This window comes from Enterobacter sp. Y17, assembly GCF_019730495.1.
GTDB classification, from domain to species: domain Bacteria; phylum Pseudomonadota; class Gammaproteobacteria; order Enterobacterales; family Enterobacteriaceae; genus Enterobacter; species Enterobacter asburiae_B.
Window position 1 is genome coordinate 86128 of record NZ_JAASKP010000009.1, and the last position, 14465, is coordinate 100592.

Sequence of the window (14465 nt, forward strand, 5' to 3'; positions counted from 1 at the left end):
TTCTGTTGCTTAATCAATATCAACAGGACGCAGGAGTATAAATAATGAAAACCGCTTACATCGCAAAACAACGCCAGATCAGTTTCGTAAAATCCCATTTTTCCCGCCAGCTGGAAGAGAAGCTTGGCCTTATTGAAGTTCAGGCGCCGATTCTGAGCCGCGTGGGTGACGGGACGCAGGATAACCTCTCTGGATGCGAAAAAGCGGTACAGGTAAAAGTGAAAACACTGCCAGACGCTCAGTTCGAAGTGGTTCATTCACTGGCGAAGTGGAAGCGTCAAACCCTGGGACAGCACGACTTCAGCGCGGGCGAAGGGCTTTACACGCACATGAAAGCCCTTCGTCCCGATGAAGACCGCCTTTCACCGATTCATTCCGTTTACGTTGACCAGTGGGACTGGGAGCGCGTAATGGGTGATGGTGAACGTCACGTCGGCACGCTGAAATCTACCGTTGAAGCGATCTACGCAGGGATCAAAGCGACCGAAGCGGCCGTGAGCAAAGAGTTTGGTCTGGCACCGTTCCTGCCGGATACGATCCACTTTGTTCACAGTCAGGAATTGCTGAGCCGCTTTCCGGATCTCGATGCTAAAGGCCGGGAGCGTGCGATCGCAAAAGAATTAGGTGCAGTATTCCTGATCGGTATCGGCGGCAAGCTGTCTGATGGCAAACGCCACGACGTTCGCGCGCCGGATTATGATGACTGGAGCACTGCGGGTGAGGGCGAATTTGCCGGGCTGAACGGCGATATTCTGGTGTGGAACCCGGTACTGGAAGACGCATTCGAGCTCTCTTCTATGGGGATCCGCGTGGATGCTGACGCGCTGAAGCGCCAGCTGGCGGTCACCGGCGATGAAGATCGTCTCAAACTCGAGTGGCACCAGGCGCTGCTGCGCGGTGAAATGCCTCAGACGATCGGCGGCGGTATCGGCCAGTCCCGTCTGACCATGCTGCTGCTGCAATTACCCCATATCGGTCAGGTTCAGTGTGGCGTCTGGCCGCAGCAGGTACGTGAAAGCGTCTGTTCTCTTCTGTAATTAACGCTGCCAGCGTCTGAGCAGGCGGCTACGCAGCCCGGTATCAAAGCGCCAGATATGATCGAAGATGCGCATGATGCCGGGTTTTCCATGGGCTGACATCGCCACCGCATGAAATCGGTGCTGGTGTACCCGCTGTAACTCCTTTACCTTATTCACTACGTCATCCGGCAGCCGCTGGGCAATAAAATCGGAAATCACCACCGCGTCAGCGTCGTACCAGTCGCCTCCCTGCATACGCTCCACAATGCTGCGAAAGCAGCTGGCCAGATCCGTGCCGCCGCGAAAGCGCTGGCTCAGGAAGCGGATTGCCTGCTCGATACCCTGCTGATTCGTCAGCTCATAGCCCACCACCTCGCTGGAGAAGAGCATGATGAAGCAGCGACGACGATCGGCCAGCGCCACGCGCATCAGTGCCAGACAGAACGCCTTCGCGCACTGCTCGTTAAACCCGCCCATCGAACCGGACGTATCCACGCAAACAATGAATGGCCCGCGCGGCTGTTCATCAAAATCCTGATGGACGACCGGCCGTTGGCTGACTTTCTCGCGCCAGGCTTCGCCGTGCAGTCGGTAGGTGAGAAGCTGTTTTTCCACCAGCCGACGATAGAACTCATACTCCAGCTCGGTCATCCCCAGCGTGCTCAGTTCCGTGGGCAGCAGGCGTAAAATGTCATCGCTCTGCTGGAGCCCGTCGACCTGCTCCGGCACGGTAGCCGGTTCGCGCACCAGGGTGCGGAAGGTTTCCATCGGGGCATCTTTCTTTGGGACCGACTTTGCCTCCCTTGAGCGACCCAGCTGTTCTGCAAGCTTCATCAGCTCGGGCTGCTGCGCCAGAAAATCGCCGTATTTGACGATCAGCTGATAATCCCCGCGCCGGAGCTGGCCGGCGCTCATATCCCACAGACGCCCTGCGGCGTTTTCATTCTCCACCAGCACCTGTTCTAGCTGGCCGCTCAGCGTCATCCGTTCCTGAACTTCACTGAGCAGTTGTTCACGCTCTTCATCCAGCAGCTGCTGGTTCAGCGTTGTGGCCTGAACCACCAGGCTGAGACGCCAGCGCTGTAAGAAAAGGGTATGTAGTGCGGGGGTAAAGGTGGCGTTATCCGTGACCAGCGCCCGGGCCTGGCTGGCAAACGGAGAGTGGACGTTATCGAGCAACGTCAGGGTTTGCGGGAGCTGGACGATAAACTGCGACGTGGAGAGCCGCTGGCACTGCTGATAGCAGGACACCTCTTCCGTTAACTCAGGGGGAACTTCGGTCTCCCTGAACCGCTGACGCAAATTTTCCCGCCAGCGCGGAAGATCGTCCGTCATCGCCTTTTTAAGCTTTGGAAATTTTTCAAAAAACGCCGCCAGCTGCGGCGACGCCAGAAGGGTAATGACCACTTCTTCGATCAACCCCTCCTCGCTGACGGCCAGCATGACGTTAAGCGTATCCAGCGTTAGCATTGACGCGCCTGTTTGATCTGCGCGCTGACGTCCTGCAGGCTGGCTTCGATGCGGCCTAACCAGTCGCTATGAATAAAGAGGCATTTTTGCTGCTCGCTAAAGCGGGTGTGCTGCTGATGCCATTCGGTATCCAGCGCTTCCAGCTGCTGCTTAATCTCTTCGGGGACGCTGTCAGAGGCGGTTCCCGGCAGCGCAAGACGCGATCCCTGGAGGCTGACGTCGCGGATCACCAGGTGCTGGCTGCTGTCCACTTCCATATTCAGCGGCTGCGCGAAACCAATGCCGTTGAGTTTTCCTCGGATCTCTCCGCCCTTATCCAGCCACTGCGCCAGCGCCTCGCGCTCAATCGTAATGTGCACCACCTGCATATCATGCAGTTTAAGCGGCTGCTGGAGCAGCAGCGTTAGCGTTGCGCCGGTCAGATCCGCGGGAAGCTCGTAGTGCGGTTTGCGGGCGAACATGCCCCCAAGGCGATTCACTTTCAGCGCGGTTTTATCGCTTTGCTGCTGCTGGAGCTGGATGCGCCGCTGGGCAATCGCCCCCAGCTGGTTGAGCATTGCCTGCTGTCCCCAGGCGTGTCCGGTCATCAAAACGTCAAGCTGCTGCTGCATCAGGTTCATGCCCTCTGCATCGTGCCAGAGGCAGTCTTTCAGCAGGATCAGATCGATTGGCGCAACGGCATCACGCCCGCTGAACAGGGCGCTGGCCTGCAGCAGGCGGATTGCTTTTTTCCACCGGCGATCGGAGACATAGGGCGCTGAAGGAATGAGATCAAGCTGCTGGCGCAGGAGATAGATCAGCTCGAAGACGGCGTCTGGCAGTTTGATTTTGCCGATATCCTGCTGCCACTGGTGATACTCCTCATCCGTTACCTGCAGCGAAGCGGATACCGGGTTTTCACTTTCATCCTGCTGGCTGACCAGCATGGAGCGGAAGTTGGATTTATCCTGCACTTTGTCCAGCCACAGGCGGATAAGCATACGGTCATACAGCGCTTCCAGACTGCTGTCGGCTTCAGGCAGTTCGTTAGAGGCGGCCACCAGCAGGCGCATCGGGATTTTCTCTTCACTGGCGCCGTTACGGAACCGACGTTCGTTTATCGCCGTGAGCAGGGTGTTCAGAATAGCCGGCCCCGCTTTCCAGATCTCATCGAGAAAAACAATCTCAGCCTCCGGAAGATACCCTTCCGTCAGACGCTGATAGCGCCCCTCATCTTTCAATGCCTGAATGGAGAGCGGACCAAAAACTTCTTCTGGGGTGGAAAACCGGGTCATGAGATATTCGAAGGCGCGGGCGTTCTGAAAAGCAAATTTCAGCCTGCGGGCAATCAGGCTTTTGGCAATGCCCGGCGGTCCCAGCAAAAACACGCTTTCACCGCTCAACGCCGCCAGTAAACAGAGGCGGATGGCGTGGCTACGCTCGAAAAGGCCTTTCTCCAGCGCGCTGCTGAGGCGGGAAATTCTTTCTGCTAATAAATGTGAGTGAGCCATAATAGTTTTGCATCCTTTCGCCGTCGTGGCGGCCAATTGAAGCGAGTATAGACGTTTCAGTCAGGGCTGGTAATAGACTGAAGTGCGGCGCAATTTTCTTTGCGCTACATTAATGCGGTTGCATTTAGGGGTACGATTTTGCAATGAATCGTGCATACTGTGCGCTTTTTGTGGGCCAAGGGACCGGGAACACATTTGTTATTTAAACGAAAAGACTAGTCTATGAGCACTGATAATAAGCAATCATTACCCGCAATAACGCTTGCGGCGATCGGGGTTGTCTACGGTGATATCGGCACCAGCCCGCTTTATACGCTTCGTGAATGTCTGTCCGGCCAGTTTGGTTTTGGTGTTGAACGCGATGCCGTGTTTGGCTTCCTGTCCCTCATTTTCTGGCTGCTGATTCTGGTGGTTTCCGTTAAATACCTCTCCTTCGTTATGCGTGCAGATAACGCAGGTGAAGGTGGGATCCTGACCCTGATGTCCCTTGCCGGGCGCAATACCTCGGCCAGTATGACCTCAGTGCTGGTCATTATCGGCCTGATTGGCGGCAGTTTCTTCTACGGGGAAGTGGTGATAACGCCGGCTATCTCGGTGCTGTCGGCGATTGAGGGGCTGGAGATTATCGCTCCGCAGCTCGATTCATGGGTGGTTCCGCTGGCCATTATTGTCCTGACGCTGCTGTTCATGATCCAGAAGCACGGTACAGGGCTGGTGGGCAAACTGTTCGCGCCGATTATGCTGGCCTGGTTCCTGATCCTGGCGGCGCTTGGCTTGCGCAGCATTATTGCGAACCCTGAAGTGCTGCATGCGCTGAACCCTTACTGGGCGGTGCATTTCTTCCTCGAATACAAAGTGGTTTCCTTCGTGGCGCTGGGGGCCGTCGTGCTCTCCATCACCGGTGTGGAAGCGCTGTATGCTGACATGGGCCACTTCGGGAAACTGCCTATCCGCGTGGCATGGTTTATTGTGGTGCTGCCGTCGCTGGTGCTGAACTATTTCGGTCAGGGCGCGCTGTTGCTTAAAAACCCGGAAGCGATCAAGAACCCGTTCTTCCTGCTGGCGCCCGACTGGGCGCTGGTGCCGATGCTGATCCTGGCGACGCTGGCGACCGTCATTGCCTCCCAGGCGGTGATTTCCGGCGTGTTTTCTCTGACGCGCCAGGCCGTGCGTCTGGGGTATCTCTCGCCAATGCGCATCATTCATACTTCAGAGATGGAGTCGGGCCAGATCTACATCCCGTTCGTTAACTGGCTCCTCTATTTCGCTGTTGTTATTGTTATCGTCAGCTTCGAGCACTCCAGTAACCTGGCGGCGGCGTACGGTATTGCGGTAACCGGTACGATGGTGCTGACATCGCTTCTCTCCACCACGGTGGCGTACCGAAACTGGCACTGGAATAAATTCCTCGTGGCGATGATTCTGGTGGGCTTCCTGTGTATCGACGTACCGCTGTTCTCAGCGAACCTCGATAAAATTGTCTCCGGTGGCTGGCTGCCGCTGACGCTGGGTCTGGTGATGTTCATCGTCATGACCACATGGAAAAGCGAGCGTTTCCGCCTGCTGCGCCGCATGCACGAGCACGGCAATTCTCTGGAGGCGATGATCGCTTCTCTGGAGAAATCCCCGCCGGTCCGCGTGCCGGGTACTGCGGTATATATGTCACGCGCGCTGAACGTCATTCCGTTCGCGCTGATGCATAACCTCAAGCACAACAAGGTGCTGCACGAGCGGGTGATCCTGCTGACGCTGCGCACGGAAGATGCGCCGTATGTTCATAACGTCCGTCGCGTGCAGATTGAGCAGCTGTCGCCGACCTTCTGGCGCGTGGTGGCAAGCTACGGCTGGCGCGAAACGCCAAACGTGGAAGAGGTGTTCCACCGCTGCGGCCTGGAAGGACTGAGCTGCCGGATGATGGAGACGTCGTTCTTTATGTCGCACGAGTCGCTAATCATCGGCAAGCGTCCGTGGTATCTGCGCCTGCGCGGCAAGCTGTACCTCATCCTGCAGCGTAACGCCCTGCGCGCGCCTGACCAGTTTGAAATCCCGCCTAACCGCGTGATTGAGCTGGGGACGCAGGTCGAGATCTAATCCCTTCTGAAAATGCCGGGTGGCGCTTCGCTTACCCGGCCTACCAAACCCCTCGCCAACCCACAATAATTGTCTCTGCATTTCACTTAGCGAAACGTTTCGACGTCGATCACAAATCTGTTACGTCATGATGGTTTTCTGAACATTCTTGAGATTAAACTGATGTCAGCGAAACGTTTCGCTAGTGGAGCAAGAAAATGAAGAAAGGCACGGTACTCAACTCAGAAATCTCATCGGTTATTTCCCGTCTTGGGCATACCGATACGCTGGTGGTTTGCGATGCAGGCTTACCGGTTCCGCGCAGCACAACCCGTATCGATATGGCGTTAACGCAGGGTGTACCCTCGTTTATGCAGGTACTGGAAGTTGTGACGGCGGAGATGCAGGTTGAGGCAGCCATTCTCGCGGCGGAAATCAAACAACATAATCCGCAACTCCACGAAACGTTGCTCAGCCATATTGAGCAACTGCAACAACACCAGGGAAACACCATAGAAATTCGTTACACGACGCACGAACAGTTCAAACAACAAACCGCAGACAGTCAGGCGGTGATTCGCAGCGGGGAGTGTTCCCCGTATGCGAATATCATTCTCTGTGCTGGCGTCACCTTCTGAGGCCATCATGGACGCATTACTGCAACTCAAAGGGATCGATAAGTCGTTCCCGGGCGTAAAAGCCCTCTCCGGCGCGGCGCTGAACGTCTACCCCGGGCGCGTGATGGCGCTGGTGGGCGAAAACGGTGCCGGCAAATCCACCATGATGAAAGTGCTGACCGGTATCTATCAACGCGATGCCGGTTCACTCGTCTGGCTGGGTAAAGAGACTACCTTCAATGGCCCAAAATCTTCTCAGGAAGCGGGTATCGGTATTATTCACCAGGAGCTGAACCTGATCCCGCAGCTCACCATTGCGGAAAACATCTTCCTCGGCCGCGAGTTTGTTAACCGGTTCGGCAAAATCGACTGGAAAACCATGTATGCCGAAGCGGACAAGCTGCTGGCGAAGCTGAACCTGCGCTTTAAGAGTGACCGCCTGGTCGGCGATCTGTCCATTGGCGATCAGCAGATGGTGGAAATCGCGAAGGTGCTGAGCTTTGAGTCGAAGGTCATCATTATGGATGAACCGACCGACGCCCTGACCGATACCGAAACGGAATCCCTGTTCCGCGTGATCCGCGAGCTGAAGTCGCAGGGGCGCGGGATTGTCTATATCTCTCACCGCATGAAAGAGATCTTCGAAATCTGCGATGACGTTACCGTCTTCCGCGACGGGCAGTTTATTGCCGAGCGCGAAGTCGCCACGCTGACCGAAGATACGCTCATCGAAATGATGGTGGGACGCAAGCTCGAAGATCAGTATCCGCATCTGGAGAAAGCGCCGGGTGAGATCCGCCTGAAGGTGGACAACCTCTGCGGTCCGGGTGTGAACGACGTGACCTTTACCCTGCGCCAGGGCGAGATCCTGGGCGTGGCGGGCCTGATGGGGGCCGGACGTACCGAGCTGATGAAAGTGTTGTACGGCGCACTGCCGCGCACCAGCGGTTATGTCACCCTCGACGGTCATGAAGTGGTCACCCGCTCTCCGCAGGATGGTCTGGCTAACGGCATCGTTTATATCTCCGAAGACCGCAAACGCGACGGCCTGGTGCTGGGGATGTCGGTTAAAGAGAACATGTCCCTGACGGCGCTGCGCTATTTCAGCCATAGCGGCGGTAGCCTGAAGCATAAAGATGAGCAGCAGGCGGTCAGCGATTTTATCCGTCTCTTTAACGTCAAAACCCCGTCGATGGAGCAGGCGATTGGCCTGTTGTCCGGCGGTAATCAGCAGAAAGTGGCGATTGCGCGCGGGCTGATGACGCGCCCGAAAGTGCTGATCCTCGATGAGCCAACCCGCGGCGTAGACGTGGGCGCGAAGAAAGAGATCTACCAGCTGATTAACCAGTTCAAGGCCGACGGTCTGAGCATCATTCTGGTCTCTTCCGAGATGCCAGAAGTATTAGGCATGAGCGATCGCATTATCGTCATGCATGAAGGGCATCTCGGCGGTGAATTCACTCGCGAGCAGGCCACCCAGGAAGTTCTGATGGCTGCCGCTGTGGGCAAGCTTAATCGCGTGAATCAGGAGTAAGAAGATGACTACCCAGGCTGTTTCTGGTCGCCGCTATTTCACAAAGGCATGGCTGATGGAACAAAAATCGCTGATTGCCCTGCTGGTGCTGATCGCGATTGTGTCGACCATGAGCCCGAACTTTTTCACCGTTAATAACCTGTTCAACATTCTGCAGCAAACATCGGTGAACGCCATTATGGCGGTCGGCATGACGCTGGTGATTTTGACCTCAGGTATCGATCTGTCCGTCGGTTCCCTGCTGGCGCTCACCGGCGCGATCGCCGCTTCGATTGTCGGCATTGAAGTCAACGCGCTGGTGGCCGTGGCCGCTGCCCTGGCGGCAGGCGCGGCGATTGGCGCCGTAACAGGCGTGATTGTGGCAAAAGGCCGCGTTCAGGCGTTTATCGCCACGCTGGTGATGATGCTGCTGCTGCGCGGTGTGACCATGGTATACACCAACGGTAGCCCGGTTAATACCGGCTTTACCGATAACGCGGATCTGTTTGGCTGGTTCGGTATCGGTCGCCCGCTGGGTGTTCCGACCCCGGTCTGGATCATGGCTATCGTCTTCCTGGCGGCGTGGTACATGCTGCACCACACCCGTCTGGGCCGTTATATTTACGCGCTGGGCGGTAACGAAGCGGCAACGCGCCTGTCCGGGATCAGCGTTAATAAAGTCAAAATTATCGTTTACTCCCTGTGCGGTCTGCTGGCATCGCTGGCAGGTATCATCGAAGTGGCGCGCCTCTCTTCTGCGCAGCCGACGGCGGGTACGGGGTATGAGCTGGATGCTATCGCAGCAGTGGTTCTGGGCGGTACGAGTCTTGCGGGCGGTAAAGGTCGCATTGTTGGGACATTGATCGGCGCACTGATTCTCGGTTTCCTGAATAATGGTTTGAATTTGTTAGGTGTTTCCTCCTATTACCAGATGATCGTTAAGGCAGTGGTGATTTTGCTGGCGGTACTGGTAGACAACAAAAAACAGTAACTGACGACACTACAGGACATCTTAGATATGAACATGAAAAAACTGGCTACCCTGGTTTCTGCTGTCGCGCTGAGCGCAACCGTAAGTGCTAACGCCATGGCGAAAGATACCATCGCGCTGGTTGTCTCTACCCTGAACAACCCGTTCTTCGTCTCCCTGAAGGACGGTGCGCAGAAAGAAGCGGACAAACTGGGCTACAACCTGGTGGTACTGGATTCACAGAACAACCCGGCGAAAGAGCTGGCTAACGTTCAGGACTTAACCGTTCGCGGCACCAAAATTCTGCTGATCAACCCAACCGATTCTGACGCCGTAGGTAACGCAGTTAAAATGGCAAACCAGGCGAAAATTCCGGTGATTACTCTGGACCGCCAGGCAACGAAAGGCGAAGTTGTTAGCCACATTGCGTCTGATAACGTGCTGGGCGGCAAAATCGCGGGTGATTACATCGCGAAGAAAGCCGGTGAAGGCGCGAAGGTTATCGAACTGCAGGGGATTGCCGGAACTTCCGCAGCTCGCGAGCGTGGTGAAGGCTTCCAGCAGGCTGTGGCTGCACACAAATTCAACGTGCTGGCCAGCCAGCCGGCAGACTTCGACCGTACTAAAGGTCTGAACGTTATGCAGAACCTGCTGACCGCACACCCTGACGTGCAGGCCGTGTTCGCGCAGAATGACGAAATGGCGCTCGGCGCGCTGCGTGCCCTGCAGACCGCAGGTAAATCTGATGTGATGGTTGTCGGATTTGACGGTACGCCGGATGGTGAAAAAGCAGTAAACGATGGCAAACTGGCTGCGACCATCGCTCAGCTGCCTGAGCAGATTGGCGCCACTGGCGTTGAAACTGCCGACAAAGTGCTGAAGGGCGAAAAAGTTCAGGCTAAATACCCAGTTGACCTGAAGCTGGTCATCAAGCAGTAAAAGGCGAATCAGGCAGTCGCTGGCTGCCTGAGGGACACCAATAAAGAAAAGTGTGGCATACGCCACCGGGTAACACCGGTGGCGCTCTCAGATGGACAACCCAACCATGAAAACCGCAGGCAACCTCGTCGTCCTTGGCAGTATCAATGCCGATCACATTCTTAACCTTGAATCGTTCCCTGCACCGGGCGAAACCGTCACGGGTAACCAGTATCAGGTGGCATTTGGCGGTAAAGGTGCCAACCAGGCCGTCGCTGCCGGTCGCAGCGGGGCGAATATTGCGTTTATCGCCTGCACGGGGGATGACGATACCGGTGAGCGCGTACGCAAACAGCTGGCGAGCGACAACATTAACGTCGCACCGGTCAGCGTTGTTGCAGGGGAATCGACCGGCGTGGCGCTGATTTTCGTCAACGCTGAAGGTGAGAATGTCATCGGTATTCATGCGGGTGCTAACGCTGCGCTGACGACGGAGCGCGTAGAAGCGCAACGTGCCATCATCGCCGGAGCGGAAGCCCTGCTCATGCAACTGGAGTCACCGGTTGAAAGCGTGCTGGCTGCCGCGAAAATTGCGCATGAAAATCATACCACTGTCGTACTTAACCCGGCCCCGGCCCGTGTATTATCAGACGAGCTGCTGGCGCTGGTGGACATCATTACGCCGAACGAAACCGAAGCCGAAAAGCTGACGGGCATTCGCGTAGAAAATGATGACGATGCCGCGCGAGCCGCGCGTGCGCTGCATGATAAGGGCATCGGTACCGTGATTATCACCCTTGGTAGCCGTGGGGTGTGGGCAAGCGTTAATGGCGAAGGCCGTCGCGTGCCGGGCTTTAAGGTCAAAGCGATTGATACCATCGCAGCGGGAGATACCTTCAACGGTGCACTGGTCACCGCGCTGCTGGAAGGCAAGAGAATGGATGACGCAATTCGCTTCGCACACGCTGCTGCCGCGATTGCGGTGACGCGCAAAGGCGCCCAGCCTTCCGTTCCGTGGCGTAAAGAGATCGATGAATTCTTAAGTCAGCAGGGGTAACGCTTGGCCACAATGAAAGATGTCGCCCGCATGGCGGGCGTTTCTACCTCGACGGTCTCCCACGTTATAAACAACGATCGCTTCGTCAGCGAGGCGATTCGGGAGAAAGTCGAAGCTGCGGTAAAAGAACTCAACTATGCGCCGTCTGCGCTGGCGCGCAGTCTTAAGCTCAACCAGACGCGCACCATCGGTATGCTGATCACCGCCAGTACCAACCCCTTTTATTCAGAACTGGTTCGCGGCGTGGAGCGCAGCTGCTTCGAGCGTGGCTACAGCCTGGTGCTGTGCAATACCGAGGGTGACGAGCAGCGCATGAATCGTAACCTGGAAACGCTGATGCAAAAACGCGTCGACGGGCTACTGCTGCTCTGCACCGAAACGCACCAGCCCTCGAAAGAGATCATCCAGCGTTATCCTTCGATTCCCACCGTGATGATGGACTGGGCGCCGTTCGACGGAACCAGCGATCTCATTCAGGATAACTCCCTGCTGGGCGGCGATATGGCGACTCAGTACCTGATTGATAAAGGACACACTCGCATTGCCTGTATTACGGGGCCGCTGGATAAAACTCCGGCGCGTTTGCGTCTGGAAGGGTATCTCTCCGCCATGGAGCGAGCGGGGCTTGCCATTCCTGATGGTTACCGGATCACCGGCGACTTTGAATTTAACGGCGGCTTCGAGGCGATGCAGAAACTGCTGGCGCAAGCGCAGCTCCCGCAGGCGGTCTTTATTGGTAACGACGCGATGGCGTTTGGTGCCTACCAGGCGTTGTATCAGGCGGGGCTACGCGTGCCGGATGATATGGCGGTGATTGGCTATGACGATATCGAACTGGCCAGCTACATGACGCCGCCGCTGACCACTATTCATCAGCCGAAGGATGAACTGGGCGAGCTGGCCATCGATGTGTTGATCCACCGTATGGCGCAGCCCACGCTGCAGCAGCAACGGCTGCAGCTTACTCCTGTTCTGATGGAACGCGGTTCGGTTTAGCTTTCTCTTTGTGACGCTCTTTAATCAGGTTTCGGCCGTCTTTTGGTTTTAACAGCATAAAGACCAGCGCCGATACCACGGTAAGTGCGCCCATGGTGATAAAGGTATAGTGGAACTGCTCAACGGTATTCGCGCTGTCAAAATCCTCATAAAACCTCAGCACCGCTGCACTCACGGCAACCCCTAAACTGATCGACAGCTGTTGCGTTACCGCCAGCACGCTGTTGCCGCTGCTGGCGTTCTCGTCAGTCAGGTCGGCGAGGGTGATGGTGTTCATCGACGTGAACTGCGTCGACATCGCCATGCCCAACACAAACAGCGGCAGGATCAGCATCCAGACGGGTAACGCGGCGGATTGCAGCGAGAACTGCGCAATCATCAGACCGATAAAGACCGTCACGCCAACCAGCGTCTTACGATAGCCAAACCAGCGCAGCACCTGTGTCACGGTTGATTTTGCCAGAATCGAGCCCATCGCCGTGGGCGCCATCATGCAGCCAGCAATCAGTGCCGGGTAGCCAAAACCCACCTGCAGCATCAATGGCATCAGGAACGGCACACAGCCCGTCCCCAGACGAGACGCAATGTTCCCTGCAATCCCAACGGAAAACGTTCTGGTGTTAAAGAGCCCCAGGGAGATTAACGGCGTCGGGTGACGGCGCGCGTGACGTATATAAAGAAGGAATAACAGAATACCGCCGAGGATAACGGAGAGCGCTAACCACGTCGCGACGATCTTCTCGCCAAACAGCTCCATCCCGCTGGAGAATAACACCAGGCTCAGGCCAAACAGGAAAAAGCCGCCCATATCGAAGCTGCGCCTTGGCGTGGTGAAGTTCGGCATATATTTGCGGGCATACAGCAGCCCCGCAACGCCAATTGGAATATTAATCAGGAAGATCCAGTGCCAGCTTGCCCAGGTGACAAACACGCCACCGAGTACCGGGCCAAGAATCGGGCCGACCAGGCCCGGCATGGTGACGAAGTTGAGTACGGGAAGCAGTTCGCTCCTGGGGTAGGCCCGCAGCAAAGCAAGGCGCGCCACCGGCATCATCATCGCGCCGCCAATGCCCTGCAATACGCGGAAGATAACCAGCTCCGTTAAGGATGAGGAGAGCGCACAGGCCAGCGAACCGAGCGTAAAGAGCGTTACGGCCAGCATGAAAACTCTGCGGGTGCCAAAGCGGTCGGCCAGCCAGCCGCTGACCGGAATTAACATTGCGACCGTCAGGGTGTAGCTGATGATGGCGGACTGCATCGCCAGCGGGGAGCGGTTAAGGCTTTGCGCTATAGCGGGAAGCGCTGTGTTGAGGATGGTGGCATCCAGTGCCTGCATAAAAAACGCCATGGCTGCAATCCACGGCAATCCGGCCATGCTGCGCGCTTTTTTCGTTGTCATTTATTTACCTGCTGGTGGGTTGGCGCGGCCAGCAATGCCTGGCACGCACTCAGGGCTCGCTGCCCGTCGCTTTCCTGGATGGCATCAACTATCGCCTGGTGCAAATCCAGTTTTACCACTTCGTTTTGTGTAATAGAGGTAAAGTAAGTGTGATACACCGAATGAAATAAAGAGGCAAAAGAGGTGAGGAACGGATTGGCGCTCATCATATAGATGTGTTCATGCCAGGCCATATCGACCTCAACCCAGCGTTCGCGGTTGAAGTGTTTTTTCAGGAACACCATCTCTTCCATCAATGCGTTAAGCTGCGCTTTCTGCTCTGCTGTTCCTAGCGTGGCGGCAAGCAGGCATGCCTGAGGTTCAAGGCTGCTGCGCATCACCAGAAAGTGATCGACGACCTGATGAAAGTTATCTTCCGTCATCCACCAGGAGAGCAGCTCCTGATCGAGAAAATTCCAGTTACTCTGTGGCATCACGCGTGTGCCAATGCGAGGGCGTGGAAGCACCATACCTTTTGCCGTTAGGGTTTTCACCGCTTCGCGCACGGCGGTACGGCTCACCCCAAACTGCTCACCCAGCTCCATCTCACCCGGCAGGATGCTACCTGGGGCATATTTACCCGCTAAAATCCGCTGAGCCAGCTTTTCTGCCAGCACGTACGACAGGTTTTTTTGGGCGGCCAGCTGTTGTGCGCTTAATGGCATCGCTTTTATTCCTTAAAGATTCATGCTGATAATTATGCCACCTCGAATGTGATTGTGGTTGCAGATACATCAAATAGAACAATTTGTAGCTTGATTTCATCTCTGTTGGTGAAAAAAAACGCGGATGGAAACTTTTTTTAAATTTCCTCTTGTCACGTCGGAATAACTCCCTATAATGCGCCTCCACTGACACGGAACAACGGCACACACGCCGCCGGGTCAGCAGAGAAAAGCGAAATTAA

At 56.0% G+C, this 14465-nt stretch carries 12 protein-coding genes; 8 read left to right on the top strand and 4 right to left on the bottom strand.

The window, feature by feature from the left end; translation table 11 throughout:
• Positions 1–44: 44 nt before the first annotated feature.
• A complete protein-coding gene (asnA, locus tag HCH49_RS21470) occupies positions 45–1037 on the top strand; it encodes an aspartate--ammonia ligase (protein ID WP_033144365.1) in 993 nt (330 codons plus the stop codon).
• On the opposite strand, the gene viaA is transcribed toward asnA, so the two are convergent.
• On the bottom strand, positions 1038–2489 hold the full coding sequence (gene viaA, locus HCH49_RS21475) for an ATPase RavA stimulator ViaA (protein WP_064673014.1): 1452 nt from the start codon (positions 2487–2489) through the stop codon (positions 1038–1040). It lies immediately after the preceding gene.
• Complete coding sequence (gene ravA, locus HCH49_RS21480; RefSeq protein WP_023309782.1) at positions 2483–3979, bottom strand: ATPase RavA; 1497 nt, start codon at positions 3977–3979, stop codon at positions 2483–2485. The genes viaA and ravA overlap by 7 nt, the downstream gene beginning before the upstream one ends.
• 222 nt (positions 3980–4201) lie before the next feature.
• On the opposite strand from ravA, the gene kup reads away from it, so the two are divergent.
• From kup to rbsR, 7 genes are all read left to right on the top strand, one after another.
• The gene (gene kup / locus HCH49_RS21485; RefSeq protein ID WP_221703324.1) at positions 4202–6070 is read left to right on the top strand and encodes a low affinity potassium transporter Kup; all 1869 of its coding nucleotides are present in this window, start codon (positions 4202–4204) and stop codon (positions 6068–6070) included.
• Between the two features lie 197 nt (positions 6071–6267).
• Positions 6268–6687 (top strand): D-ribose pyranase, encoded by a 420-nt coding sequence (rbsD, locus tag HCH49_RS21490; protein ID WP_003862392.1) that lies wholly within the window; start codon positions 6268–6270, stop codon positions 6685–6687.
• Positions 6688–6694: 7 nt separating this feature from the next.
• Positions 6695–8200, top strand: coding sequence for a ribose ABC transporter ATP-binding protein RbsA (rbsA, locus tag HCH49_RS21495; protein ID WP_023309779.1), 1506 nt, complete (start codon positions 6695–6697; stop codon positions 8198–8200).
• 4 nt (positions 8201–8204) lie between these two features.
• Positions 8205–9170: a ribose ABC transporter permease gene (rbsC, locus tag HCH49_RS21500; protein ID WP_006808742.1), complete on the top strand. Its 966-nt coding sequence runs from the start codon at positions 8205–8207 to the stop codon at positions 9168–9170.
• A 27-nt stretch (positions 9171–9197) separates the two neighbouring features.
• The gene (rbsB, locus tag HCH49_RS21505) at positions 9198–10088 is read left to right on the top strand and encodes a ribose ABC transporter substrate-binding protein RbsB (protein ID WP_010426610.1); all 891 of its coding nucleotides are present in this window, start codon (positions 9198–9200) and stop codon (positions 10086–10088) included.
• A 106-nt stretch (positions 10089–10194) separates the two neighbouring features.
• Positions 10195–11124, top strand: coding sequence for a ribokinase (gene rbsK, locus HCH49_RS21510; protein WP_045888276.1), 930 nt, complete (start codon positions 10195–10197; stop codon positions 11122–11124).
• 3 nt (positions 11125–11127) lie between these two features.
• A complete protein-coding gene (gene rbsR, locus HCH49_RS21515; RefSeq protein ID WP_214539125.1) occupies positions 11128–12120 on the top strand; it encodes a ribose operon transcriptional repressor RbsR in 993 nt (330 codons plus the stop codon).
• Here the strand turns inward: rbsR and mdtD are convergent.
• Both mdtD and HCH49_RS21525 read right to left on the bottom strand, forming a co-directional pair.
• Entirely contained in the window at positions 12086–13519 is a 1434-nt protein-coding gene (mdtD, locus tag HCH49_RS21520; protein ID WP_221703325.1) for a multidrug transporter subunit MdtD, read from the bottom strand. The genes rbsR and mdtD overlap by 35 nt on opposite strands.
• A complete protein-coding gene (locus HCH49_RS21525) occupies positions 13516–14223 on the bottom strand; it encodes a FadR/GntR family transcriptional regulator (RefSeq protein WP_023309775.1) in 708 nt (235 codons plus the stop codon). Before HCH49_RS21525 ends, mdtD begins: the two co-directional genes overlap by 4 nt.
• Positions 14224–14465 lie beyond the last annotated feature (242 nt).

Coding starts and splice junctions, on each gene's coding strand:
- kup (WP_221703324.1), top strand. CDS start 4,202: ATGAGCACTGATAATAAGCAATCATTACCCGCAATAACGCTTGCGGCG.
- ravA (WP_023309782.1), bottom strand. CDS start 3,979: ATGGCTCACTCACATTTATTAGCAGAAAGAATTTCCCGCCTCAGCAGC.
- asnA (WP_033144365.1), top strand. CDS start 45: ATGAAAACCGCTTACATCGCAAAACAACGCCAGATCAGTTTCGTAAAA.
- mdtD (WP_221703325.1), bottom strand. CDS start 13,519: ATGACAACGAAAAAAGCGCGCAGCATGGCCGGATTGCCGTGGATTGCA.
- rbsB (WP_010426610.1), top strand. CDS start 9,198: ATGAACATGAAAAAACTGGCTACCCTGGTTTCTGCTGTCGCGCTGAGC.
- HCH49_RS21525 (WP_023309775.1), bottom strand. CDS start 14,223: ATGCCATTAAGCGCACAACAGCTGGCCGCCCAAAAAAACCTGTCGTAC.
- rbsC (WP_006808742.1), top strand. CDS start 8,205: ATGACTACCCAGGCTGTTTCTGGTCGCCGCTATTTCACAAAGGCATGG.
- rbsA (WP_023309779.1), top strand. CDS start 6,695: ATGGACGCATTACTGCAACTCAAAGGGATCGATAAGTCGTTCCCGGGC.
- viaA (WP_064673014.1), bottom strand. CDS start 2,489: ATGCTAACGCTGGATACGCTTAACGTCATGCTGGCCGTCAGCGAGGAG.
- rbsK (WP_045888276.1), top strand. CDS start 10,195: ATGAAAACCGCAGGCAACCTCGTCGTCCTTGGCAGTATCAATGCCGAT.
- rbsD (WP_003862392.1), top strand. CDS start 6,268: ATGAAGAAAGGCACGGTACTCAACTCAGAAATCTCATCGGTTATTTCC.